The 22,981-nt window shown below is 73.5% G+C and carries 20 protein-coding genes and 1 tRNA gene; 17 read left to right on the top strand and 4 right to left on the bottom strand.

Translation table 11 applies throughout. The features are described 5' to 3' along the window. Positions 1-353: 353 nt before the first annotated feature. The gene (locus ABZ914_RS22540) at positions 354-929 is read right to left on the bottom strand and encodes a TetR/AcrR family transcriptional regulator (protein WP_500195395.1); all 576 of its coding nucleotides are present in this window, start codon (positions 927-929) and stop codon (positions 354-356) included. 99 nt (positions 930-1,028) lie between these two features. On the opposite strand from ABZ914_RS22540, the gene ABZ914_RS22535 reads away from it, so the two are divergent. The 10 genes from ABZ914_RS22535 to ABZ914_RS22490 all read left to right on the top strand — a co-directional run bounded on the left by ABZ914_RS22535 (position 1,029) and on the right by ABZ914_RS22490 (position 11,558). After that, positions 1,029-2,474 (top strand): MFS transporter, encoded by a 1,446-nt coding sequence (locus ABZ914_RS22535; protein ID WP_500195393.1) that lies wholly within the window; start codon positions 1,029-1,031, stop codon positions 2,472-2,474. Positions 2,475-2,503: 29 nt separating this feature from the next. Beyond that, on the top strand, positions 2,504-3,310 hold the full coding sequence (locus ABZ914_RS22530) for an LOG family protein (RefSeq protein WP_500195391.1): 807 nt from the start codon (positions 2,504-2,506) through the stop codon (positions 3,308-3,310). A 237-nt stretch (positions 3,311-3,547) separates the two neighbouring features. Continuing rightward, positions 3,548-4,888 (top strand): (3,5-dihydroxyphenyl)acetyl-CoA 1,2-dioxygenase DpgC, encoded by a 1,341-nt coding sequence (gene dpgC / locus ABZ914_RS22525; protein ID WP_500195390.1) that lies wholly within the window; start codon positions 3,548-3,550, stop codon positions 4,886-4,888. Between the two features lie 4 nt (positions 4,889-4,892). Then, a complete protein-coding gene (locus ABZ914_RS22520) occupies positions 4,893-6,023 on the top strand; it encodes a prephenate dehydrogenase (RefSeq protein ID WP_500195388.1) in 1,131 nt (376 codons plus the stop codon). Then, complete coding sequence (locus tag ABZ914_RS22515) at positions 6,020-6,460, top strand: hypothetical protein (RefSeq protein ID WP_500195386.1); 441 nt, start codon at positions 6,020-6,022, stop codon at positions 6,458-6,460. Before ABZ914_RS22520 ends, ABZ914_RS22515 begins: the two co-directional genes overlap by 4 nt. Positions 6,461-6,981: 521 nt before the next feature. After that, positions 6,982-7,983, top strand: coding sequence for a guanitoxin biosynthesis L-enduracididine beta-hydroxylase GntD (gntD, locus tag ABZ914_RS22510; protein WP_500195385.1), 1,002 nt, complete (start codon positions 6,982-6,984; stop codon positions 7,981-7,983). 145 nt (positions 7,984-8,128) lie between these two features. After that, entirely contained in the window at positions 8,129-9,262 is a 1,134-nt protein-coding gene (gene vioD, locus ABZ914_RS22505; RefSeq protein ID WP_500195383.1) for a capreomycidine synthase, read from the top strand. A gap of 44 nt (positions 9,263-9,306) precedes the next feature. Beyond that, positions 9,307-9,879: a transposase family protein gene (locus tag ABZ914_RS22500; RefSeq protein WP_500195382.1), complete on the top strand. Its 573-nt coding sequence runs from the start codon at positions 9,307-9,309 to the stop codon at positions 9,877-9,879. Positions 9,880-10,014: 135 nt separating this feature from the next. Then, the gene (gene hppD / locus ABZ914_RS22495; RefSeq protein ID WP_500195381.1) at positions 10,015-11,091 is read left to right on the top strand and encodes a 4-hydroxyphenylpyruvate dioxygenase; all 1,077 of its coding nucleotides are present in this window, start codon (positions 10,015-10,017) and stop codon (positions 11,089-11,091) included. Next, positions 11,091-11,558 carry a hypothetical protein gene (locus tag ABZ914_RS22490; protein WP_500195379.1) on the top strand — a complete coding sequence of 156 codons (468 nt, stop codon included), beginning with the start codon at positions 11,091-11,093 and terminating at the stop codon, positions 11,556-11,558. Before hppD ends, ABZ914_RS22490 begins: the two co-directional genes overlap by 1 nt. A gap of 37 nt (positions 11,559-11,595) precedes the next feature. Here ABZ914_RS22490 and ABZ914_RS22485 read toward each other — a convergent pair. Continuing rightward, a tRNA-Leu gene (locus ABZ914_RS22485) sits at positions 11,596-11,668 on the bottom strand. 131 nt (positions 11,669-11,799) lie between these two features. Between ABZ914_RS22485 and ABZ914_RS22480 the strand changes: the two genes are divergently transcribed. The 4 genes from ABZ914_RS22480 (at position 11,800) to dpgD (ending at position 16,905) form a co-directional block, all read left to right on the top strand. Then, positions 11,800-14,238, top strand: a complete 2,439-nt coding sequence (locus ABZ914_RS22480; protein WP_500195377.1) for an aminotransferase class I/II-fold pyridoxal phosphate-dependent enzyme — start codon at positions 11,800-11,802, stop codon at positions 14,236-14,238. Positions 14,239-14,303: 65 nt separating this feature from the next. Continuing rightward, positions 14,304-15,452: a 3,5-dihydroxyphenylacetyl-CoA synthase DpgA gene (dpgA, locus tag ABZ914_RS22475; RefSeq protein ID WP_500195375.1), complete on the top strand. Its 1,149-nt coding sequence runs from the start codon at positions 14,304-14,306 to the stop codon at positions 15,450-15,452. Next, complete coding sequence (gene dpgB, locus ABZ914_RS22470; RefSeq protein WP_500195373.1) at positions 15,449-16,111, top strand: enoyl-CoA-hydratase DpgB; 663 nt, start codon at positions 15,449-15,451, stop codon at positions 16,109-16,111. Before dpgA ends, dpgB begins: the two co-directional genes overlap by 4 nt. Further along, complete coding sequence (gene dpgD / locus ABZ914_RS22465; RefSeq protein ID WP_500195372.1) at positions 16,108-16,905, top strand: enoyl-CoA-hydratase DpgD; 798 nt, start codon at positions 16,108-16,110, stop codon at positions 16,903-16,905. Before dpgB ends, dpgD begins: the two co-directional genes overlap by 4 nt. A 319-nt stretch (positions 16,906-17,224) precedes the next feature. Here the strand turns inward: dpgD and ABZ914_RS22460 are convergent, their stop codons facing one another. Beyond that, positions 17,225-18,121, bottom strand: a complete 897-nt coding sequence (locus ABZ914_RS22460) for an SDR family oxidoreductase (RefSeq protein WP_500195370.1) — start codon at positions 18,119-18,121, stop codon at positions 17,225-17,227. Between the two features lie 169 nt (positions 18,122-18,290). Here ABZ914_RS22460 and ABZ914_RS22455 point away from each other — a divergent pair, with 169 nt between their 5' ends. After that, the gene (locus ABZ914_RS22455; RefSeq protein ID WP_500195368.1) at positions 18,291-19,202 is read left to right on the top strand and encodes a LysR family transcriptional regulator; all 912 of its coding nucleotides are present in this window, start codon (positions 18,291-18,293) and stop codon (positions 19,200-19,202) included. Here the strand turns inward: ABZ914_RS22455 and ABZ914_RS22450 are convergent. After that, complete coding sequence (locus ABZ914_RS22450; protein WP_500195366.1) at positions 19,199-19,954, bottom strand: SDR family NAD(P)-dependent oxidoreductase; 756 nt, start codon at positions 19,952-19,954, stop codon at positions 19,199-19,201. The genes ABZ914_RS22455 and ABZ914_RS22450 overlap by 4 nt on opposite strands. A gap of 589 nt (positions 19,955-20,543) precedes the next feature. Here ABZ914_RS22450 and ABZ914_RS22445 point away from each other — a divergent pair. Together ABZ914_RS22445 and ABZ914_RS22440 are read left to right on the top strand one after the other, a co-directional pair. After that, the gene (locus ABZ914_RS22445; RefSeq protein ID WP_433149308.1) at positions 20,544-21,776 is read left to right on the top strand and encodes a DegT/DnrJ/EryC1/StrS family aminotransferase; all 1,233 of its coding nucleotides are present in this window, start codon (positions 20,544-20,546) and stop codon (positions 21,774-21,776) included. Between the two features lie 73 nt (positions 21,777-21,849). Further along, positions 21,850-22,854, top strand: coding sequence for an NAD-dependent epimerase/dehydratase family protein (locus ABZ914_RS22440; RefSeq protein ID WP_500195364.1), 1,005 nt, complete (start codon positions 21,850-21,852; stop codon positions 22,852-22,854). Positions 22,855-22,981: the final 127 nt, after the last annotated feature.

The following is a 22,981-nucleotide window of genomic DNA, read 5'->3' as shown; positions in this document are numbered from 1 at the left end:
CGATCTCTAGCGCTCCGCGGCGAAACAGCCCGTCCGTCGCCGGGCAGGCCCGCTGCGCTCGCTGCACTCGCTCCGCGTGCCTGCCCGTAGCGGTGGTTGAGGCTCGGACCCCCGGGGTGGGAGTTCGACCGGCGTGCTCGTGGTGTCGGCTCGCTGCGCGTGCCTGCCCGTAGCGGTGGCTGAGGGTCGAACGCCTGGGGTGGGAGCTTGACCGGCGTGTTCGCGGTGTCGGCTCGCTGCGCGTGCCTGCCCGCGCGGTGGCTGAGGCTCGGACCTCCGGGGCGGGAGCTTGACCGGTGTGTTCGTGGTGTCGGCCCGTGGCCTGGGGGCGCGCGTGACACGCTTCGCTGGGGTCAGGACGGGGTTCGTAGGCCCTTGAGGATGACGTCGGCGTAGAGCTGGTGGGTGCCGGGCGGGGTGTTGGTGACGGCCATGGCGAGGCCGCACATGAGGGCGCGGAACTCGTTGACGCCGACGTCCGGGCGCAGGACGCCGGCCGTGTGCGCGCGGGCGAGCAGCGCGGCCACCTTGACCTGCAGGTCGTTGTTCTGGACGGGCCCGTCCTCTTCGAAGAGCTTCCCGACGTCGCCGAAGACCTCGCGTAGGCCGCGGTTGCGGACCATGATGTCCGCGCTGCGCCGGACGAACAGGACGACCCCGTCCCAGGGGTCGGGCTCGGCCAGGGCGTCGGCGGCCTTGGCGGCGCCGTCGGCCATCCACTCGGCGGTCAGTTCGTCGACCAGGGCCTGCTTCGTCGGGAAGTGGCGGTAGATCGTGCCGACGCCGACGCCCGCCCGTTTCGCGATGTCCTCCATCTGGGCGTCGTTGCCGCTCTCCTCGAAGGCGGCGCGCGCGGCGTCCAGGACGCGGCGCCGGTTGCGGCGCGCGTCGGCCCGGAGCGGCCGGTGACTTGACGGGGCGGCGGTCATCCCCTCCAGTCAACCACGGATTGACAAACGGAATCGAGCTTCCGTATCGTCCGAGACTGCAAGCGGAACCGGAATTCGACTTCCATCTAGGAGCCGCGCATGGCCGCCCGGCAGCGGGGGCTCGCCCTCGCCCTGCTCGTCACCGTCCAGTTCGTCCTGGTGCTGGACGCCTCGATCGTCAACGTCGCGCTGCCGTCCATCGGCCGCGACCTGCACTTCGACCAGGCCGACCTGTCCTGGGTCGGCAACGCCTACACGCTGACCTTCGGCGGGTTCCTGCTGTTCGGCGGGCGGGTCGCCGACCTCGCCGGACGGCGCCGGATGTTCGTCGCCGGGCTCGCGCTGTTCACCGCCGCCTCGCTGGCGGGCGGGCTCGCCCCCACGGCGGGCGCCCTCGTCGGCGCGCGGGCGGTGCAGGGCCTCGGCGCGGCGCTGGTCGCCCCCGCCGCGCTCTCGCTGATCATGACGCTGTTCACCGACGGCCCGGAGCGCAACCGGGCGCTCGGCCTGTTCGGCGCGGTCGCGGGCGCGGGCGGCGCGGCCGGGGCGATCCTCGGCGGGCTGCTCACCGACTGGTTCGGCTGGGAGGCGGTGCTGTTCGTCAACGTGCCGATCGGCGCCGTCGCGATCGGGCTCGCGCCCGTGCTGCTGCCGGAGGCCCGCGACCAGGAGGTGCGGGGGTTCGACCTGCTCGGCGCCGCCGCGGTCACCGGCGGGCTCGCGCTGCTGGTCTACACGCTCGTCGACGCCAACAACGCCGGCTGGGACTCCACGGCGACCTACCTGCGGGGCGCCGGCGCCGCGGTGCTGCTCGCGGCGTTCGTCGCGGTCGAGGCGCGGGTGGGGCACCCGCTCGTCCCGCTCGGGATCTTTCGGGGACGGTCCCTGCGCGGCGGCAACCTCGCGGCCGTCCTCGCCACGATGGCGATCTTCCCGATGTTCTACGTGATGACGCTCTACCTGCAGCAGGTGAAGGGCTACGGGCCGATCCGGGCGGGGCTCGGGCAGCTGCCCGTCGCGGTCACCATGGCGTTCGGCGCCGGCGCCGGGTCGCGGCTGATCACCAGGTTCGGCGCCCGGGTGCCGCTGGCCGCCGGGCTCGCCGCCGTCGCCGCCGGGCTGGCGTGGTTCGCCGGGATGTCCGCCACCGGCCACTACGCGGCGGACGTCCTCGGCCCGGCGGTCGTGATGGGCCTCGGCGGCGGGCTGGTCTTCGTGTCCGTCACGATCGCGGCCACCGCGGGGGCCTCGGCGGGGGAGTCCGGGCTCGCGTCCGGGTTGATCAACACGACGCAGCAGGTCGGCGGCGCGCTCGGGCTGGCCGTGGTGGTGGCGGTGTCGACGGCCGCCACGAAGCACTCCTCCGCGCGGGTCCCGGTGGACGCGCTCACCGACGGGTTCCAGGCGGGCATGCTCGCCGCCGCGGGGATCGCGCTGGCCGGGGCGCTGGTCGCGCTGCTGCTCGTCCCCGGCCGTCCGGTGGCGGCCCCCGACGCACCGCCCGTAACCGTGCCGCCGCCGAGCCGATCCGAAATCGGCGGCTGACGGTCGGCGCGCCGGACTACCTTGGGGCCATGACAAGCGAAGCGAACCCCCGGACGCGCCGGCAGGGGCCGGCCACGCTGCGCGGACGCGCAGTCCCGCAGACCACCACCGACCAGCGGCTGCTGGACAGCCGCGGCCCGGTCGACTGGGTGCACGCCGACCCGTGGCGGGTGCTGCGGATCCAGGCGGAGTTCGTCGAGGGCTTCGGGCTGCTCGCCGAGCTGCCGAAGGCGGTCAGCGTCTTCGGCAGCGCCCGCACCAAGCCGGGGTCGGACGAGTACGAAATGGCGGTGGACATCGGCGCCCGGCTGCACGAGGCCGGCTACGCGGTGATCACCGGCGGCGGTCCGGGGATCATGGAGGCGGCCAACAAGGGCTGCGACGAGAACGGCGGCCTGTCGGTGGGCCTCGGCATCGAGCTGCCGTTCGAGCAGAAGCTGAACGACCACATCGACATCGGGCTGGAGTTCCGCTACTTCTTCGTCCGCAAGACGATGTTCGTGAAGTACTCGCAGGCGTTCGTGGTGCTGCCCGGCGGCTTCGGGACGCTGGACGAGCTGTTCGAGGCGATCACCCTCGTCCAGACCAAGAAGATCACCCGGTTCCCGATCGTGCTGGTCGGCACGGAGTTCTGGGGCGGGCTGATCGACTGGGTGCGCGCCACGATGCTGCCGTCCGGCAAGATCTCCCCCGAGGACCTGGACCTGATCCACCTCACCGACGACCCGGACGAGGTCGTCAAGACGATCGTGGACGCGCACCTCGAGGCGGAGAGGCGCCTCCAGGAGCAGGCCGCCGTCCAGGCCGCCGGCGAGAAGGGCATCGACGGCACCTGACGCGGGTCCCGCGTGCCGCGCCGGTCGCGGCGGACCGCTGCCACGGGCGGCGGCTCGCCGCGGCCTTCCTTTTCGGACAAGGGAAAGGAGCCGCCGGAAATCGCCGTTTCCGGTGGCGATCCCATGCGGTCCGCCTTACGTCCTCACGGGCTCTGCAGCAGTTGAACGGCGCCATTGACGGTCTCCGGCGCGCCCGCTTACTTTGACGCCGCCGACGCCTGCAGCCGGGGAGGCTCCGTGACCATCGACATTCCGGACGCGTTACCGAGCGCGAGCACCGTACTCTCCGACGTCGCGGAGCTCGGGGAGAAGCGGCTGGCCGCCCTGCCCGCGCCCCAGGACCGCACGGCCGCGCAGCGAGCCGAGGCGGCGGCGGTGCACGCGGAGGTCAGGTCGCTGCGGACACGCTTCCTCGAGGTGCACGCCGACGGCGTCTACGACCGGCTCACCGCGGGGCGGTCCCGCCGTCCCCGCATCGCCGAACTGGTCGAGACGGCGGCCGAGGAGTTCCCCGGGCTCGTCCCCACGCGCGCGCAGATCGAGGCCGAGCGCCGCCTGCCGCAGGCCGCCAAGGAAGGGCGGGAGATCGACCAGGGCATCTTCCTGCGGGCCGTGCTGCGCTCGCCGGTGGCCGGGCCGCACCTGCTCGACTCGATGCTCGCGCCGACCCCCCGCGCGCTCGCGATGCTGCCGGACTTCCTCCGGACCGGCGCGGCCGAGATGGAGGCGGTGCGGATCGAGCGGCGCGGCGGCACCGCGCGGCTGACCATGTGCCGCGACGACCGGCTGAACGCCGAGGACGAGCGCCAGGTCGACGACATGGAGACCGCGGTGGACCTCGCGCTGCTCGACCCGGACGTCCGGGTCGGGCTCGTCCGCGGCGGCGAGATGAGCCACCCACGCTACCGGGGGCGACGGGTGTTCAGCGCCGGCATCAACCTCAAGGCCCTCGGGGCCGGCGGGATCCCGCTGGTCGGGTTCCTGCTCCGGCGCGAGCTGGGCTACATCCACAAGATCATCCGCGGGGTGCGGATCGAGGACGCCGGCCCAGAGCGCTGGCACTCGCCGCTGGTCGCCAAGCCGTGGGCGGCCGCCGTCGACGGCTTCGCCATCGGCGGCGGGACCCAGCTCCTGCTGGCGTTCGACCACGTGATCATCGAGGCCGGCGCCTACCTGAGCCTGCCCGCCGCCAAGGAGGGCATCGTCCCGGGCGTGGCGAACCTGCGGCTCACCCGGTTCACCGGTCCGCGTACGTCCCGGCAGGTGATCCTCGGCGGCCGGCGGATCTGGGCCGCCGAGCCCGAGGCCCGGCTGCTGGTGGACGAGGTGGTCGAGCGGGAGGAGATGGACGCCGCGATCGAGCGCGCCCTCGAACGGCTGGACGGCGAGGCGGTGTCGGCCAACCGGTCGATGCTGAACCTCGCCGAGGAGCCGCCGGACGTCCTGCGCGCCTACGCCGCCGAGTTCGCGCTGGCACAGGCGCTGCGCCTGTACGGCGACGACGTGATCACCAAGGCCGGGCGGTTCGCCGCGAAGCCGGAACCGGCGGCCGTCCAACTGCGGGAACGGCTCGGTTGAACCGATGACCGACTGGGCGCGGGAGCACCGGGTCGTGGTCGTCGGCGCGGGAGCCGTGGGCACGTCGGTCGCACTGACCCTGAGCGCGCAGGGAGCCGAGGTGCTGCTCGCCGACCGCGACCCGGGGGCGGTCGCGGCGGCCGTCCGCAAGGGGGCGGGGACGGCGCTGCCCGACCCGCCGGGGAGGCCCGCCGACCTCGCGGTGCTGGCCGTCCCGTCGGCCGCCGTCGCGCGCACGCTGCTGGAGGCGCAGCGGCGCGGCCTCGCCCGCCACTACACCGACACCGCCGGGGCCAAGCAGTTGCCCGCTGCCGAGGCGGCCCGGCTCGGGTGCGACATGTCGGTGTACGTCGGCGGCCATCCGATGACCGAGCACCGGCGGCTGCGCACCCTGGACGCGCACACCGGCCTGTTCCTCGGCCGGGCCTGGGTCCTGTGCACCGGGCCGGAGACCGGCGCGGACGCCGTCGCGGCGGCCTCCGCGCTGGTGCGGTCCTGCGGGGCCTTCCCCGTCGTCATGGACGCGGCCGAACACGACAGGGCGACGGCCCTGGTGCGCTACGCGCCGCAGGTGGTGGCGTCGGTCCTGGCGGCGCGGTTCACCGACGCCCCGCAGTCCTTCCTCGACCTCGCCGGCCGGAACGTGCACGCCGTCGTCGCGGCCGGAGATCCCGAACCGCGCCCGGACGTCCTCGCCGCGAACGCGCGTCCGGTCGCCGACGTCCTGGACGCCGTGGTGTGCGACCTCGCCCGGATCGCGGCGGCGCTGCGCGGCGCCGCCGCCGCGGACGTCGCCGCGGTGCTCGCGAGGGGCGCCGCCGGCCGGGCGTGTGTCCCCGGCAAGCGGGGCGCGCACGCCGACCGCTACACCGTGGTGCCGGTGCTGGTCCCCGACCGGCTCGGCGAGCTGGCGCTGCTCGTCCAGGCCGTCGAGGCCGCCGAGATCAACATCGAGGACATGATGATCGAGAATCTGCCGGGCCAGCAGGCCGGTCTCGTCGAGGTGTCGGTGCGGGCGGAGTCGGCCCCGGCGCTGGTCCGCGAGCTGCGGGCGAGGAGATGGACCGTGCTGGCCGGATGGGAGACCGGCGGAGACCCCCTGCCGCCCCTGGCTGTCGAGGCGAGCGGGACATGACGGACCGGTCGGCGACACGTCCGGCGGCCGCCGGGACCGCGCCCGGCGGGACCGCGCCGCGCCACCCCTGGACGATCTCGTTCGGGCCGCCCCGCTCCGGCCGGGCCGCGTCACCCGGCGACAGGCGCGCCGAGGCGGCCGCCACACGGCTGCTGCTCCAGAGCGTCCAGCGGCGGGTGCCCGCCCGGCTCGGGGTGCGGTGGAGCCTGCCGTGCAGCGGGGTGTCGCTGACGGTGCGGCTCCCTTTCCGGGTGGACGCCCTGGCACGGGAGCGCGCCGCACGGGACTTCGGCGTCGTCTGGTCGTCGCCGCCCGGCGGCGAGGACGGCGGGCGGGTGCTGCGGTTGTCGGCGGCGGGCCTGCGCGAGGACGAGATCGACGAGGGCGTGGCGCGGCTGGTGCGGTTCCTGGAGGCGGAGATCCCCGACCGGCGCTGAGCGGCGGACCGGATCGAGGCGCGCCGCCGCGGCCCGCGGCTCCGGCGCGTCACTGCCGGCGGGTGGCGATCGGTCTTCTCCCGGCCGGCGCACGTCCCCGTGAATTCGGCGGCCCGATGGAGCCTCGCTGGAGCGAGAACGGTGCCCCGTAACGAGCCCTTGTCGGTTTCCTAACCGCGTGTGATCCTTTCTGGCGAGGCACCCGGAGTTCCGGGGTGAAAGGGAGGGGGCCGGCCGGACCGAGCGGCAGAAAGCTCAACCGGAGTGAAACTCCTACCGTGACTGGCGATGTTTTCCGCAATGGCGGGCCTTCGTCCGGTCCGGAAGCGCGAACCACGTTCGCGGCAGCGCAGAGCACACGGCAAGTCATGCGTTTTTGTGCGGATGTCGATGTCGGAGGACCGCGTTCCCGCATGCCTGAGACGGCGTGCCGGGGCGGGGCGCCTCTCAACCGGGCCGGAGAGAAGATCTCGCTGGCGAATTGCGGTCATTCGATCGCCGAGCACGGAGGGAAGATCTGCATGGACAGGCTGGAGATCAACGAGGCGGAACTGCGCCAGGTGAACGACCTGCTGGACGAGATCGAGGACGACTTCGAGGACCTGGAGAGCGACGAGGCGCTGCACCGCGCCACGGTGCACGCGCACCGCTTACCCGCCCGCGTCCGCCTCTACCTGAACGCGTTCCGGCTGGAGCACCTGTCGGGCGTGCTCTGCATCTCGGGCTACCAGGTCGACGAGGAGCGCATCGGCCCCACGCCGGCGCACTGGCGGGACCGGCCGAAGGTCTCGCCCGCGCGGCGCGAGGAGCTGCTGCTCGTCATGTACGGGTCGCTGCTCGCCGACCCGTTCAGCTGGGCCACCCAGCAGGACGGGCGGCTGATCCACGACGTCATCCCCATCAAGGGGCACGAGAACGAGCAGCTCGGTTCGAGCAGCGAGGCGCTGCTGACCTGGCACACCGAGGACGCCTTCCACCCGCTCCGCGGCGACTTCCTGTCGTTCGCCTGCCTGCGCAACCCCTACGGCGCCGCCACGACCGTCGGGTACGCGGAGTCGCTCGACCTGCCCGCGCACGTGCGCGAGGTGCTCTTCCAGGAGCGGTTCGGCATCCGGCCCGACGAGTCCCACCTCGCCAAGAACAACTCCGTCCCCGGCGAGGAGGCCTTCGACGGCATCGAGCGCATGCAGCGCGAGCCCGAACGCGTGGCGGTCCTGTTCGGTGACGCCGACCGTCCCTACATGAGGGCCGACCCGTACTTCATGGTCGTCCCGGACGGCGACCGGGAGGCCGAGGAGGCGTTGGCCACCTTCGTCGCGGCCATGGACGCGCAGATGTTCGACATGCGCCTGGAGGCCGGCGACTTCTGCTTCCTCGACAACTACCGGGTCGTCCACGGGCGCAAGCCGTTCAAGGCGCGCCACGACGGGACCGACCGCTGGCTGAAGCGCGTGAACCTCACCGCGGACCTGCGCAAGTCCCGCGCGGTGCGGGACGCGAGGCTGATCAAGGCGGGGATCTGAGAGCCGCCGCGGTGATCGGGCGGAGGGCGCGCCGGCCGGGTCGGCGCGATGACCCGACGGAGAGGCACATGAGTGAGGAACGGCGCTTTCGCCGAGACGAGCACCGGCCGCGTCCCGCCGGGCGGACGAGCGGAGCGTGCCCCGGATGAGACTGCGATCCGCGCCGCTGGAGGACTGGCTGCGCGACCGGTACTTCAACAGCGAGATCGACATCAGCTCCAGCGGCGTGCGCTCGTACTCCATGGGAGAGCTGCGCCGGATGACCGGGGTGACCCAGGACGACCTGGACGGGCTCGTCTTCGACGACGGCTACTCGCTCGGCACGCCCGCCGTCCGCGCCGCCATCGCGCGGCGGTGGGGCGACGACCCCGACCGGGTGATGACGACCTGCGGGTCGGGCGAGGCGCTCTCGCTGGTGCTGATGGCGCTGCTGCGGCCCGGCGACGAGGTCGTCGTCGTCGAGCCGGGCTACCACCTGCTGGTGGAGTTCGCGGCCGGGCTCGGCTGCACCGTCCGGACGTGGCGGCTGCGCCCGGACACGGGCTGGCGGCCGGCGCTGGACGAGCTGGCCGCGCTGGTCACCGAGCGCACCCGGGCGATCATCGTCAACTTCCCGCAGAACCCGACCGGCACGACGGTCACGGCGGCCGGCCAGCGGAGGCTGCTCGACATCGCCGCGGGCGTGGGCGCGTACGTCCTGTGGGACGCGGCGTTCGCCGACCTCGTGCACGACGGCGAGCCGCTGCCCGACGCGTCGACGCTCTACGACCGGGCGGTGGGCTTCGGAACGTTCTCCAAGGCGTTCGGGCTGCCCGGGCTCCGCTTCGGCTGGTGCCTCGGGCCGCCCGACCTGCTCGCCGCGTGCGTGCGGATCCGCGACTACACGACGCTGCACGTGTCGCCGCTCGTCGAGCTGCTCGCGCTCGGGGTGCTGGAGCACGCGGAGAGCTTCATCGGGCCGCGGCTCGCGGAGGCGCGCCGGGGCCGCGAGCTGCTGACGCGCTGGGCGGACGAGCACGCCGACCTGGTCACGCTCGTGCGCCCGCGGGGCGGCGTCTCCGCGTTCCCCCGGCTGGAGGGCCTGGAGGACACCGGCCCGTTCTGCGAGGAGCTGTTCCAGCGCCGCGGTGTCCTGGTGATCCCGGGCTCGTGCTTCGGCGCCCCGCGGCACGTCAGGGTCGGGTTCGGCGGCGAGCCCGGCGCGCTCGCCGAGGGCCTGGAACTGCTGGCCGAACACCTGGCCGCCTTCCGCCGGGAGGCGTCGGCGGCCGCGCGCTGACGCCCTCACCGCATCAGGGGGTCTCGTTTGGAGACTCTTCGAGAATGTCGAGAAGCGGGACCGCGGCGGAGATCCGGCGCAGGACGCTCGGTGAACCGGGAGAGGAGGAGACGCGGATCGGACGCGACGGCCGAATGCGGCCGCTCGACAACGCGCGGGGCCGCCGCGCCGCCACGGAGCTGATCGTCGAGCACCCCGAACTGTCGCTGCGGCAGATCGCCAGGGCCGCGGGCGTCTCCCCGGAGACGGTGCGCAACCTGCGCAACCGCATCCGCGGACGCGCCGGGAACGCCGGCTCCGCCGCCCGGCCGGCGAAGCCGCGGGCCGGCGCGCAACGGAGGGCCACGGCGGAGCCGTCGCCCCGGGACGGCGCCGCGATGGTCGAGCGGCTCAAGGCCGATCCGGCCCTGCGCTTCAGCGAGGCGGGCCGGGACCTGCTGAGGCTGCTGCTCATCCACACGATCAGCCCGGCGGAGTGGGACCGGCTGGCCGGGATCATTCCGGCCGGACGCCGCGCGGAGGTCGCCCGGCTGGCCCGCGCCTGCGCGCGGATCTGGGCGGAGTTCGCCCAGCAGGCCGGCCGGGACGGCGCCGGGCCGCGCGGCAAGGCGGGCTGACCGCGCGCCGTTCAACTGCGGGGACCGGCGGTTGGACGGCGTGTCCGGCCGACGGTTACATCGATCCCGTCCCTATCGGGCGGGCGACGGTGCGAATGCGCCGGGGGGCGTTCGCGGCTTCCTGGGAGGCAGGACATGGAGATCCAGTCGATCGACCACATCGAGTTATTCGTCGAGGACGCCGAGCGGACGGCGGCGCGCCTCTGCGACGCCTACGGTTTCGCCCTGCGCGGGCGCGGCGGACCAGAGACCGGCCTGGCCGGGTGCCGGTCGCTGCTGCTGCGCCAGGGGGAGATCACGCTGCTGGTGACCTCGGCCCTGGGCGAGGGGCACCGCGCCGCCGAGTACGTGGCCAGGCACGGCGACGGCGTCGCCGTGATCGCGCTGGCCGTGCCCGACGCGCAGGCGGCGTTCGCCGAGGCGGTCGAGCGCGGCGCGCTGCCCGTCGCACCGCCCGACGTCCTCGGCCCCGACGACGCCCAGGTCACCTTCGCCTCCGTCTACGGGTTCGGCGACGTGGAGCACCGCTTCACCTCGCGGCGCTCGCCGGACGCGGGCTTCGCCCCCGGGGCCGTCACCGAGTTCGCCGACCCGCCCGCCGCCACCGGCGGCCTGCTGGCCGTCGACCACATCGCCGTGTGCGTGCCCGCCGGCGAGCTGGACGAGACCGTCCGCCGCTACCAGGACGTGTTCGGCTTCGACCAGATCTTCGAGGAGCGCATCCTCGTCGGCGCGCAGGCGATGGACTCGAAGGTCGTGGAGAACCCGACCGGGCAGGTCACCCTCACCATCCTCGAACCCGACACCACGCTCAGCCCCGGCCAGATCGACGAGTTCGTCGCCGCGCACGACGGCGCGGGCGTGCAGCACCTGGCGTTCCTGACCGCCGACATCGCCGCCTCGGTCCGGGAGAGCACGGCCGGCGGGGTGCGCTTCCTGACGACGCCGTCCGGCTACTACGACGCGCTGCCCGGGCGCCTCGGCGCGCTGGACGTCCCCCTGGAGACGCTGCGCGAGCTGAGCATCCTCGCCGACCGCGACCGCTGGGGGATCATGCTGCAGATCTTCACCGAGTCCGAGCACCCCCGGCGCACCCTGTTCTACGAGCTGATCGACCGGCGCGGCGCCCGCACCTTCGGCGGCAACAACATCAAGGCGCTGTACGAGGCGATCGAGCGCCAGCGCTTCTCCGACCAGGCCAGACAGGTCTGATGGCGGCCGGCACCGGGGCCGCGGGCCCGGTGTTCGACGAGGCCGCGCGACCGGTGCGCGTCCCGCTCGGCGCGCTCGTCCTCACCGGCTCACCCAGGGCCCGCGCGGAGGATCCCGCGCACCTGCGGCTGCTGGCCGGAGTCGAGGCCGCGTTGCCGCCCATCCTCATGCACCGGCCCACGGCGGGTCCGGATCGGGCGCGGCGGCCGGGTCCGGCCGCCGCCCCGGCGGCGGAGCCGCGGCCCGCCGTGCGGCACCTGCACGCCGAGCCGGAACTGCGCAATTCCGCCGACGGCAGGGCTCTGCTCGGCCTCCTCAGAGCACATTCAGAGGAATCCGAGAACTTGCCCGAAATTATCGAGGGCGTGCCGCCGTACTGCGGCGGCACGGTGGTCGAACTTGCCAGGGAGTGCAGCAGAATCTGGGCGGACTTTGCGCACCGTCTCGAACGCGAAGAGCCGTGCTGAAGCGCGGCGGGCCGCGTCCGGTACGGCGATTGGACCGTACCCCCGATCGGATTCGAACCGATATCTCGACCATTTTAAGTGGTCTGCCTCTACCGTTGGGCCACGAGGGCCACCGAAGGGTAACCGCTTTCTCGCGACGCTGTCGAGGGCCATCAATTGGACAGTGCGGCGGTGCGATTGTCGAGCGGCGGGCGACAACAGAAGATGGTTTGGTGAACCTCTCTTCCTAAGGTGGTTGCACATGTCCCGTACCGAACGCGAACAGGAGGCCGCGGCGTTCTCGCTGGAGCAGTTCTCACGGCTGGCCCGGCAGCGCCTCGACCCCGCCGTCTGGGACTTCCTGGCGGGGGGCGCCGGCGACGAGCGCACCCTCGCCGCGAACACCGCGGCGTTCGACGCCGTCCGGCTCCGGCCGGCCGTGCTCACCGGGGTCGCCGAACCGGAACTGGCGACCAAGATCCTCGGCCGGGCCTGGGCCGCGCCGGTCGCGGTCGCCCCGATGGCCTACCAGGCGCTCGCCGACCCCGAGGGGGAGCTCGCCACCGTCCGGGCCGCCGGCGCCGCCGGGCTCCCGGTCGTCGTCAGCACCTTCGCCTCGCGGACGTTCGCCGACCTGGCCGCCGAGGCGTCGGCGCCGCTGTGGCTCCAGGTCTACTGCCTGCGCGACCGCGCCGCGACGCTGCGCATGGTGGAACGTGCCGAGCGGGCCGGGTTCGAGGCCCTCGTGCTCACCGTCGACGCGCCCCGGCTGGGCCGGCGGCTGCGCGACCTGCGCAACGGCTTCCGCCTGCCGGACGGCCTCGCCCCCGCCAACCTCGACCCGGACGGCCACGGCGGCGCCGCCTACGCGGTGCCCGCCGAGCACGCCCGGGCCGAGTTCGAACCCGCGCTCGACTGGAGCGTGGTCGGACGGATGCGCGCGGCCACCGATCTGCCGATCCTGGTCAAGGGCGTGCTGACCGGCGAGGACGCGGGCCGTGCCGTCGCCGCGGGCGTCGACGGCGTGATCGTCTCCAACCACGGCGGCCGCCAGCTCGACGGCGCCCCCGCCGCCCTCACCGCGCTGCCGGAGGTCGTCGCCGCCGTCGGCGGCGCGTGCCCGGTGCTCATGGACGGCGGCGTCCGCCGGGGCACCGACGTCCTGGCCGCGCTGGCCCTCGGGGCGCAGGCCGTCCTGGTCGGCCGTCCCGTGCTGCACGCCCTGGCGGCCGGGGGCGAGCCCGCGCTGGCCCGGGCGTTCCGGCTCCTGGCCGACGAGCTCGCCGACGCGATGGTGCTGACCGGGACCGCCTCGGTGTCCGCCGTCCCGGCGAGCCTCCTCGCGGCGCCGTCCGGACCGGACGCCGCCGCGGCACGCCGTGCGCCCGCACCCGCCGCGCACGGAGCGGACCTGCACAAGAGCACCCTGCACTCGTCCGTGGCCGACCCGGTCATGGACACGATGAACTTCCTCAACGAGATCGCCGCGCGCTACCCCGACGCGGTGTCGTTCGCGCCGGGCCGCCCCTACGACGGGTTCTTCGACACGGACCAGATCACCGGCCACCTGAACCGCTACATCGACCACCTGGCCGAGTCCGGCGAGAGTCCCGCGGCGATCCGCGACGCGCTGTTCCAGTACGGGCCGACGGCCGGGCGCATCCGCGGGATCGTGGCCGACGCGCTGCGCAAGGACGAGGGCATCGACGTCGCACCCGAGTCCGTCGTGGTGACCGTCGGCTGTCAGGAGGCCATGCTGCTGACCCTGCGGGCACTGTTCTCCGGGCCGCGCGACGTGCTGCTCGTGTCCAGCCCCTGCTACGTGGGCATCACGGGGGCGGCCCTCCTCCTCGACATCGAGGTGGTGCCCGTGGCCGAACGGCCGACCGGGCTGTCGCACCGCGACGTCGAGGCGAAGGTCCGCGAGGTCGAGGCCCGCGGCGGCCGGGTCAGGGCGCTGTACGTGATCCCGGACCACTCCAACCCGTCCGGCGTCACGATGCCCGCGGGCGAGCGCCGCGCGCTGCTGGACCTGGCCGCCCGCGAGGACCTGCTCGTGCTGGAGGACAGCCCGTACCGGCTGGTGAGCCTGGGCGAGCAGGTGCCGACGCTGAAGAGCATGGACGAGGACCGCCGGGTGGTCTACCTCGGCTCTTTCTCCAAGACGGTCTTCCCCGGCGCGCGCGTGGGGTTCGCCGTCGCCGACCAGGTGGTCGTGGACGACGCCGGCGCCACCGGGCTGCTCGCCGACGAGCTCACCCGCATCAAGAGCATGGTCACGGTGAACACCGCGGCGCTCAGCCAGGCCGTCGTCGCGGGGGCGATCCTCGGGGCGGACGGGCGCGTCGCGGACCTCAACCGGCGGACGTCCGCCTACTACGGCAACGCGCTGCGCACCACGCTGGACCGGCTGGAGCGGTGCTTCCCGCCGGCGGAACGGGAGCGGCTCGGCATCGAGTGGAACGCCCCGACCGGCGGATTCTTCCTGTCCATGCACGTTCCGTTCCTCGCCGACAATGCCGCGCTGGCGCGGTCGGCCGAGGAGTTCGGCGTCATCTGGACGCCGATGTCGTACTTCTACCCGGAAGGAGGAGGCGAGCGCACCATCAGGCTCTCCGTCAGCTATCTCAGCGACCGTGACATCGAGGTGGGCGTCGAACGGCTGTCCCGCTTCGTCCGAGCCGAGCAAGGAGATCGGTAGATGTCCCGCAGAGGAGTCAAACAAATGATCCGCAGCAAGCGCCGCATGTGGGGATGGACGTTCCGATGACCGTAGAGCTCACCCGCCCGCTCGACTTACCCGGGGCGCTCGCGCCCGCCGACCGCGCGATGATCGTCGGTGTCGGGACGGCCGTTCCCGCCACCTCCTACTCCCAGCCGGAGGTGCTGGAGGCCCTCGGGATCGACGACCCGAAGGTCCGCTCGGTCTTCCTCAACAGCGCGATCGAGCGCCGCCACCTGGTGTTGCCGCCGCTGGACGAGAACGGCGCGCGCCGCTCCGAGTCGCAGGGCGACCTGCTGGACAAGCACAAGGAGCACGCGGTGGAGATGGGCGCGCGCGCCCTGCTCGCCTGCCTGGAACGCAGCGGCCGCACCCTCGCCGACCTGCGCCACCTGTGCTGCGTCACCACCACCGGGTTCCTGACCCCGGGGCTCAGCGCCCTCATCATCCGGGAGCTCGGCATCGACCGGCACTGCAGCCGGTCGGACGTCGTCGGCATGGGCTGCAACGCCGGCCTCAACGCCCTCAACGTCGTGTCGGGATGGGCGGTCGCGAACCCGGGCGACCTCGCCGTCGTGCTCTGCACGGAGGCGTGCTCGTCGGCGTACACCGTCGACGGCACGATGCGGACCGCCGTCGTCAACAGCCTGTTCGGGGACGGTGCCGCCGCGGTCGCGCTGGTCGCGGGCGGGCCGGACGGGGACGGCCCGGACAGGGGCGGTCCGGACGGGGGAGGGGGCCGCGGTCTGTCGGGCCCGCGGCTGCTGCGCTTCGCCAGCTGCATCATCCCCGAGGCCGTGGACGCCATGCGCTACGACTGGGACCGGGAGCAGAACAGGTTCAGCTTCTTCCTCGATCCGCAGATCCCCTACGTCGTCGGGGCGCACGCGGAGATCGTCGTCGACCGGCTGCTGTCCGGAACGGGCCTGCTGCGCAGCGACATCGCGCACTGGCTCGTGCACTCGGGCGGCAAGAAGGTCATCGACGCGGTGGTCGTCAACCTCGGCCTCAGCCGCCACGACGTCCGGCACACCACCGGGGTGCTGCGCGACTACGGGAACCTGTCCAGCGGTTCCTTCCTCTTCTCCTACGAACGGCTTCTCGACGAGGGGACGGCCATGCCCGGCGACTTCGGCGTGCTGATGACCATGGGGCCCGGCTCCACCCTCGAGACGGCGCTGGTGCAGTGGTGAGCGTCCCGGAGTACGACCTGCGCATCGACGGCGCCGAGCCGCTGTCGAAGGAGACCGTGCGGCGGCTCGCGGACCTGTGCGACCGCGTGGAGTCGCTCGGCCTGGAGGCCCCGGTGACCGTCGCGCTCTCCGGCGCGCCCGCCCTGCCCTGGACGGTGCCGGACCTGACGCTCGCGACCCGCTGGGAGCGCGCGGTGCGCCGTTTCGAGCGGCTGGACGCCGCCACCGTCGGGGTCGCCGCCGGCGACGTCGGCGGCACCGCGCTCGACGTGCTGCTCGCGACCGACGTGCGGGTCGCGTCCCCGGACACGCGGCTGCTGGTGCCGGTGACCGCCGGCGGCGCGTGGCCCGGCATGGCGATCTACCGGCTCGTCCGGCAGGCGGGCATCGCCGCGACGCGGCGCACGGTGCTCCTCGGCCGCGCGATCGAGGCGGCCGAGGCCGTCGCGCTCGGCCTGCTGAACGAGACGGCCGACGACCCGGCCGAGGCGCTCGCGCAGGTGGCCCGGGCCGCCGCCGGGCTGCCGGGCCGCGAGCTCGCCATCCGGCGGCGGCTGATGGACGACGCGGTCTCCACGAGCTTCGAGGAGGCGCTCGGCGCGCACCTGGCCGCCTGCGACCGGGCGCTGCGCCGCAGCACGTCGGGGGCGGGCGCGTGACCGGCCCCCGCGTCCGCTACGACAAGAAGGACGGCGTCGCCTTCGTCACCCTCGACCGGCCCGAGGTGCTGAACGCGATGGACTCGGCGACGCACCGCGAGCTCGCCGAGGTCTGGGACGACGTCGAGGCCGACCGCGCCGTGCGGGTCGCGGTGCTGACCGGGGCGGGAGGGCGGGCCTTCTCGGTCGGTCAGGACCTGAAGGAGCGGGCCGCGCTGAACGCCGAAGGGGCGGAGCCGACGACGTTCGGCAGCCGCGGGCAGCCGGGCTGGCCGCGGCTCACCGAGCGCTTCACGCTCTCCAAGCCCGTGCTCGCGCGGGTGGACGGCTACGCGCTCGGCGGCGGCTTCGAACTGGCGCTGGCCTGCGACATCATCGTCTGCTCCGACCGGTCGGTGTTCGGGCTGCCGGAGGTGACGCTCGGGCTCGTGCCCGGCGCCGGCGGCGCGTTCCGGCTGGCCCGGCAGCTGCCCCTCAAGATCGCGATGGGGCACCTGCTGACCGGGCGCCGGATGAGCGCGCGGACGGCCGAGCGGTACGGCCTGGTCAACGAGGTCGTCGAGGCCGAGCGGCTCGACGCGTGCGTCGCCGAGTGGACCGCCGACCTGGTCCGCGCCGCGCCGCTGTCGGTCCGGGCGATCAAGGAGGCGGCGCTCGCCTCGGTCGACATGCCGCTTGAGCAGGCCTTCCGCACCCGGTACGTGTGGGAGGAGCGGCGGCTGCGCGGCCGCGACGCGGTCGAGGGTCCGAAGGCGTTCGCCGCCGGACGCGAACCCGTGTGGGGCGACGGGTGAGCGCCCGGTGAGGGTGCCCATCGGCCCGTCCAACCGCGGAACCAGACGGGTTGGACGGCCCGCGCCGGGACGGGCCGATGGGCGGCTCCCCGGAGACAGGTGAACGGGGCAGTCGGCCCTGTCTCCGGGGAACCCCGGGTCGTGCGCCGGGCGAGCACTCCGCCGCACACCATGAATGGTCGCTCTCCGGGCGCCCGCGGCGCGTCCCTCTGGGAAGCGATATCGCCGCCCCCTCCGTCAGCGACCGGGGCGTCCCCCACACGGGGGACGCCCCGGCCGCACGATCTGCCCGGGCGGGTGATGACCTGCTCGCGCCCGGCTAGGCGCCGAAGTAGTGGCCCTCTTCGAGGTCCGCGATGAGGCCCTGCCGGGTGGGATGCCAGTTCAGTTCCTTCCGGGTGCGGTCGCTCGACGCCGGGATGTCCAGGGCGAAGACCCCGCCGACGAAGCCGAAGTGCCCGACGGCGTCCTCCGGCGGCAGCGACGTGACCGGCAGCTCCAGCTTCCGGCCGATGACCTCGGCGATGTCCCGGACCGGGACGCCCTCCTCGCCGACGCCGTGCAGGACCGCTCCCGCCGGCGCCGACTCCAGGGCCAGCCGGTACAGGCGGGCGGCGTCGAGGCGGTGCACGGCGGCCCACCGGTTCGCGCCGTCGCCCGGGTAGGCCGAGACGCCCTTGTCCCGGGCCGCGCCGATCAGCCAGTGGACGAAGCCGCGGTCGCCCTCGCCGTGCACCGACGACGGCAGCCGGACCGCCGACACCCGGACGTCGCGCGCGGCGAGCGCGAGCGCGTCCTTCTCCGCCGCGTACCGGACGGCCGCGAACGAATCGGGGTCGGGCACGCTGTCCTCCGTCGCGACGCGGCCGGGGGCGACCCCGCCGGTCCCGGACGTCATGACGAACGGCCTGCCGGACCCGGCGAGGGCGTCGCCGATCGTCGCGATCGCGCGGCGCTCCTTCGCGACGGCGGCCTCGAAGTCGGCGAAGTCGTGGTGGAACGCGGTGTGGACGACCCCGTCGGCCGCGGCCGCCGCGCGGCCCAGCCCGTCGGGGTCGTCCAGGTCGCCGCGGTGGACGCCGGCTCCGGCCGCCTCCAGCGACGCCGCCGACGCGTCCGAGCGGGCGAGCCCGGTCACCTGGTGACCCGCGTCCAGCAGCTCGCGGACGACGGCGCTCCCGACGAATCCGGTCGCACCCGTGACGAAAACACGCATGGCCTACTCCTTGAACGCAACGATGCAGAAACCGGCATCCCCACCCTGCGTGCCGCGGATGCGTCACGTCCAAAGCCTGTTTCGAAACGGGCGATACGTTTCAGGCATAGAAGCATGTCAAAGACATGATCGGCCCGAGGTCGCCGCCGCTTGTGGATACGCTGGCGGTATGTCCGATTCGCCGCAGCCCCCGGTGGACCTCGACCTGCGGCCGGTGCGGTACTTCACCGCCGTCGCCGACCACCGGCACTTCGGCCGCGCCGCCGAGGCCCTGCACATCACCCAGCCGTCGCTCAGCCGCCAGATCCGGCAGCTCGAACGGCTGCTCGGCGCCCGCCTGTTCGACCGCACGCCGCAGGGCACCCGCCTGACCGAGGCCGGGGAGGTCTTCCTGCCGCTCGCCAGGTCGCTGCTGCGCTCGTCCGCCAAGGCGGTCGCGCGCACCCGCGCCGCAGCGCGGCCCGGGCGCGTCACGATCGGGTACACCAGCGGCATCATCGTCACCCCCGCGGTGCGCGAGCTGCGGCGCCTGCACCCCGACGCCGATGTGCGGGTCGTGCACCTCGACTGGAAGGAGCCGCGGCGGGCGCTGCTCGACCACCGCGTGGACGCCCTCGTGACCCGGCTGCCGCTCGCCACCGACCAGCTGCGCGTGACGATCCTCTACGACGAGCCCCGCGCCGTCGTGGTGTCCGCCGACCACCGCCTGGCCGGCCGGGAGTCGGTGACCGCCGACGACATCGCCGACGAGCCGGTGCCCCGGGTCCCCGGCGCCGACCCGGCCTGGAGCGCCTTCTGGCGGCTCGAACCGCGCCCCGGCGGCCGTCCGGCGCCCGACGGGCCCGTCATGGACGACCTGGAGGACAAGTTCGAGCTCGTCGCCGCGGGCCAGGCCGTCGCGATCACCGCCCATGTCCCCGGCCGCGCGCCGCGCCCCGACCTCGTCATGATCCCCCTGGAGGGGGTCGCCCCGAGCCACGTCGTGCTGGCGACCCGCGCGGGCGACCGCTCGGGCTTGGTGGCCGCCTTCCGCAAGTGCGCCGAGGCCCGCCTGACCGCCCCGCCCGCCGCCGGGGCCTAGACGAAGACCATCCCGCCGTTGACGGTCAGGGTCTGGCCGGTGATGAACGCGGCGCGGTCGGAGGCGAGGAACGCGACGGCCTCCCCGATGTCGGCCGGGGCGCCGAAGTGGCCGAGCGGGACGCTCGCGGCGTACGCGTCGCGGGCGTCCGGGCCGATGCCGTCGTGCCGGTCGGTCGGGATCCAGCCCGGCGCGACGGTGTTGACGGTTATCCCGTGCGGGCCGAGCTCGCGGGCCCAGCTGCGGGTCAGGCCGGCCTGGGCCGACTTCGCGGCGACGTAGGCGCTGGAGCGGGCCGGGCCGAGCGCGACGACGTCGGACCCGATCTGCACGATGCGGCCGAACCCGCGCTCCCGCATGCCCGGCACGGCCCGGCGGACGAGCAGCAGCGGGCTCTTGACGAAGAATTCGAGTTGATCGAGGACATCGCGCCAGCGCAGTTCCTCGACGGGCAGGTCCGGCTGCGGTCCGGTGGCGTTCAGCACCAGAATGTCGAGACTTCCGAACTCGGCCACGATGTGGTCGTACAATTCCTCCACCGCGGCCTCGTCGGTGATGTCGGCACGGAACAGTTCGGCACGTCCACCGGCCTCGGTTATTCGCGCGCGCAGCGCCTCGGCGGCGGCGTGATCGCGCCGGTAATTGATCGCGACGTGGGCGCCGTCGCGGGCCAGCGCCGCCGAGATCGCGCCGCCGAGTCCGCGTGACGCGCCGGTCACCAGGGCCGTCCGCCGGCCGGATGCGCCGGTCACCAGGGTGCCTCCCGCATCCGTCCCGCCACCTCGCCACCATCCACATGTTGTCGTGATCACGGCTCTGACCGGCACGAACGCGACCCGGAACGGCCGCGCGACGGTCCGGTGCGCGCCGCGGCGGGCGCCGGTGCGCACCGCCGTCGCCGTCACCGTACCCGCGCGCGGTGCGGCCATGCCGCGCGCGGCTCGCCCGGCCTTTTCCCTCTTGCTCCGATCCCGCGCGACATCGGGTGATATTTCCCTTGGACCGTCGAATTCAATATCAAGGCTTTACCTAACGCACTGTTTTGGCGATGCGCGCCGTCGGCGGGTTACCATCTTCTTCCCTGACGTCGATACCGCTCGGGATCTGAGTTCAATTAACATCGGAGCACGGGCCGCACCGATGAGCTTTCCGGTAGGCCGCGCCCCGTCATACCTTCAAACGAGATTTACCTTCGCCGGTCGATGCCGCCGTGTTCCGCGGGTCGCCGGGCTCCGGCGACGCATTGGCGCGGACCGTGCGCGGTCCCGCATGGGAGGCCGCGCGCCGGTCAGACCAATGACGAGCACAGGAATGTCGATCAAGGACCAAGGGAGAAGTGCCATGACGTACGTGGTGCCTTACAGCGGCATCTCGAACCGGCTGGGCGACGAGGAGATCAAGGCCGTCGGCGAGGCGCTGCGGCAGGACACGCTGGCCATGGGTCCGCGCGGCAAGGAGTTCGAGCGGCTGCTCGCCGAGCGGCTCGGCTCACCCCACGCCCAGGCGACCAGCTCGTGCACGACCGCCCTGTTCCTCGCCGCCCAGGTGCTCGAACTGCAGCCGGGCGACGAGGTCATCACCACCCCGCAGACGTTCTGGGTGACGACGTGGCCGCTGCAGGCGCGCGGCGTCGTCGTCAAGTTCGCCGACGTCGACCCCGACACCCTCAACATCGACCCGACGACGATCGAGCCGCTCGTCACCGAGAAGACCAAGTCCATCTGGGTCGTGCACTTCGGCGGCCAGGCCGTCGACATGGACCCGGTCATGGAGATCGCCCAGCGGCACGGCCTCACCGTCGTCGAGGACTGCGCGCACGCCGCCGGCGCCACCTACAAGGGCCGCGCCCTCGGGACCATCGGCGACATCGGCTGCTTCAGCTTCCACTCGCTGAAGAACATGACCACCGGCGAGGGCGGCGCGTTCGTCACCCGCCACGACCGCTACGCCGAGATGGCGCGCGCGCTCGGCACCATCCACAACTACGGCGAGATGGTCGAGCGCGACGACCAGCGCATCGGCCCGCACGCGCAGCCCGCCTACTACAAGGACGCGCACGTGCTCCGGTCGTACACCCACGACTACGCCGGCGGCCGCTACCTCGTCGGCAACAACTTCCGGATGAGCGAGCTGTCCGCCGCGCTCGGCGTCGTCCAGCTCGGCAAGCTCGACCGGCTCAACGAGCGGCGCCGGGAGATCGCGCACCGGCTCGACGACGGGCTCAACGGGATCCGGGGCATCGGCGTGCAGTCCGAGAAGCCCTACGCCCACCACGTCTACCACCTCTACACGTGCTTCTACGACCCCGAGGTCGTCGGCGCCCCGAAGGACGACTTCATCCGCCATCTGCAGGAAAAGGAGGGGATCGAGATCGTCATCCGGTACTTCCCGATCCACCTGCTCCCGGAGTTCCGGGCGCTCGGACACCGCTACGGGGAGTGCCCGGTCGCCGAGAAGACCTACTTCGAGCACCAGATCCAGCTGCCCATCTACGACCACCTCACCGACGCGCAGGTGGAGCACATGATCGCCGCGGTGCGCCGCGGCGTCGCCGAACTCGGCGGGGGCCGCTGACCCGGCCCCGCGCGTCCGCAGACCAACCCCCTCGTGCGCCCGGCAGGGTGCACATGACGTCTGGAGCCTCACCATGGGCAAGACACCGAACGGTTCCCGCCCCCAGAGGAAGGTCGTCGCCGTCACCGGCGGCTCCGGCTTCGTCGGGAGCAACCTCGTCGCACGGCTGGTCGACGACGGCAACGAGGTGATCGTCGTCGACCTGGCCCAGCCCGCTCCGGAGCTGGGCGCCCTCCCGGGCGTCCAGCACCGGCGCGCGGACCTGCGCGACTACGGCGAGACGCTGCTGGCGCTGCGCGGCGTCGACATCGTCTACCACCTGGCGGGCAACGCCAGCGGCACCCTGTCCGTCCAGAACCCGAGGTTCGACTTCCAGGTCAACGGCCTCGGCACCTGCAACGTCGGCAACGCCTGCGTGGAGAACCAGGTCCGCCGGCTGGTGTACATGTCCTCGGCGATCGTCTACGGCACGCCGCAGACGTTCCCGATGACCGAGGAGCATCCGATCGCGCCGTTCCTGCCGTACGGGGCGTCCAAGCTGTCCGGCGAGCTGACGCTGCGCAGCCTGCACGACGCCCTCGGCCTCCAGGTGATGATCGCCCGCTCGTTCGTCGTGTACGGGCCCGGCGAGGACCCGCGCACCGCCGGCGGGGAGGTGTCGCAGTTCCTGCGCTGGCAGCTGAACGAGCTGCCGATCCCCGTCGTCGGCGACATCGACCGCAAGACCCGCGACTTCGTGCACGTCTCGGACGTCGCCTCGGCGCTGATCACCATCGCCGAGAACGGGGTGCCGGGAGAGGTCTACAACATGGGCAGCGGACGCGAGGTGTCCATGCGGGCCCTCGCCGACGCCGTCGCGGTCGCCACCGGCAAGCCGGCCCGGCTGAAGCCGGACGAGTCGGAGCTGGCCGACAGCTTCCGGCTGGTGGCCGACATCTCCAAGCTGCGCGGCATCGGGTACGAACCGAAGATCACGCTCGCGGCGGGGCTGAAGTCCCTCGCCGAGCACCTCGGCCCGTTCCCGGAGCTGCCCAGCGTGACGGTGGCCTTCAGCCGGGAGCCCGCCGTCCAGGCGTGAGCGCCGCCCCGCAGGCGTCCGCGCCGGAGCCGGCCGGTCCGGAACCGGCCGGACCGGAGCCGGTCGGCCCGGCGTAGGAACGTTCCAAGAAAGTCGCTCCCGATGGCCCGCGCGAGCGTGCCCGGCC

This window comes from Spirillospora sp. NPDC046719, assembly GCF_040645715.1.
Lineage (GTDB): Bacteria > Actinomycetota > Actinomycetes > Streptosporangiales > Streptosporangiaceae > Spirillospora.
This window is presented reverse-complemented; position numbering and strand designations above follow the sequence as displayed.